1 protein-coding gene is annotated in these 1,145 nt (G+C 54.8%); it reads left to right on the forward strand.

Features of this window, described 5'->3' with window-relative positions:
- The first annotated feature begins 163 nt into the window (after positions 1 to 163).
- Complete coding sequence (locus AC0IM9_RS20435) at positions 164 to 1,123, forward strand: IS110 family RNA-guided transposase (protein ID WP_482805243.1); 960 nt, start codon at positions 164 to 166, stop codon at positions 1,121 to 1,123.
- Positions 1,124 to 1,145: the final 22 nt, after the last annotated feature.

A 1,145-nucleotide genomic window follows, 5' to 3' on the forward strand; every position in this document is an offset into this window, starting at 1 on the left:
CCTGCCTTGTAGATAGTTCTCTCCATCGCCCGCACTCACTTTAAAGTTCGAACGGTATTCTAAGGGCTTGGTTAACCTTGACCCTGTATGCATAAGGCTGAACTTTGCGAGTGTCCATTCTGATCCAGCGTTCGATTTTTGTTATTTCAGTTAGGTAGCGATCATGACTTCCATTATCATTGGCATCGATATTGCCAAGCTTAAATTCGACGTGGCCCGGCTCGCCGAAGGCAAATACAAGCATGCTAAGTTTGCCAACAATCCCGAGGGCTTTGCCGCGTTTGCCGTCTGGCTAGACGGCTTTGGCGACACCGACCCGCGTCTTTGCATGGAAGCCACTGGCGCTTACGGCCTACCCCTGGCAGAGTTTCTCGCCGACCGAGGCTACTTCGTCAGCGTGGTCAATCCTGCTCAAATTCATGCCTTCGGAAAAAGCGAACTCAGTCGCGCCAAAACCGATAAAGCCGATGCCAAGCTGATTGCCCGCTATGCCCTGCAAGCCGACCCGGTCGCCTGGAAACCACTACCCGCAAATCTGCGCCAGTTGCACGCCCTCACGCGTCGCTTAGAGCACTTGGGGGAAATGCAGCGCATGGAGCAGAACCGGTTGGAGACGGCTGACACCACCATCGTCCCTTCCATCAACACGGTGCTGGCGACATTGGCGGCCGAACTAAAGGCCACCCGTCAAGCCATCCAGGACCATATCGACAAGAATCCCGATCTCAAACAGCAAAGCGACCTGTTGACCTCCATTCCGGGGATCGGCCCCGCGACGACCGCCTATTTGCTCGTGGCTCTAAGCCCTCATCACGGCTACGTCAATGCCAAACAAATCGTGGCCCAAGCCGGACTCGCGCCCGCCATCCGTCAGTCAGGACAATGGCAAGGCAAAACCTGTATTGCCAAGACCGGTGACGCTCGGTTGCGCAAAGCGCTCTATCTACCCGCTTTGGTCGCCTGGCAACATAATCCAGCCATCCGCGTCCCATGCGAACGGCTCAAAGCCAACGGCAAAAACGGCAAGCTCATCGTCTGCGCCGCCATGCGTAAGCTCATTCATCTGGCTTTCGCTATCTTGAAATCCGGTAAACCTTTTGATCCTAATTTTTCCCTTGCATGAGCGGGTTTAAGACGGTATCTAC

The sequence above is a fragment of the Methylomonas sp. Uni0011 genome (assembly GCF_056850255.1).

Coding starts and splice junctions, on each gene's coding strand:
- AC0IM9_RS20435 (WP_482805243.1), top strand. CDS start 164: ATGACTTCCATTATCATTGGCATCGATATTGCCAAGCTTAAATTCGAC.